The organism is Lysinibacillus sp. GbtcB16 (genome assembly GCF_019091145.1).
GTDB classification, from domain to species: Bacteria; Bacillota; Bacilli; order Bacillales_A; family Planococcaceae; genus Lysinibacillus; species Lysinibacillus fusiformis.
In genome coordinates this window covers 1-265 of record NZ_JAGXJV010000494.1, presented here as the reverse complement: position 1 = coordinate 265, position 265 = coordinate 1, and the positions used below count along the sequence as shown (strand labels likewise).

Sequence of the window (265 nt, the reverse complement as noted above, 5' to 3'; positions counted from 1 at the left end):
GAAGCCGAATTGACGATGAAGTGGAGATTGGAGAGTACTGCATTGTAGGAGAAAATAACCGGCTCTCCAAAGGGAGCAAGCTTACCCGCAGCGTGCTGTGGGATCATAACCACCTGCTGCCGAACAATGAGCTGGCCGGACCTACGCTAACCAGCCGTATTGTCAGTAAGGAATCGGCTTATCTGGGCGAAGGCTCCGTGGTGGGCAACCACGTTGTCATCGGGGCGAACAGCCGCATCGAGCCCCACGTCAAAATATGGCCGTA

The 265-nt window shown here is 55.1% G+C and carries 1 protein-coding gene; it reads left to right on the top strand.

What is annotated here, in order from left to right:
* A partial coding sequence (locus tag KVT27_RS25025; protein WP_483307987.1) for an LbetaH domain-containing protein occupies positions 1-265 on the top strand: 265 nt, incomplete at both ends.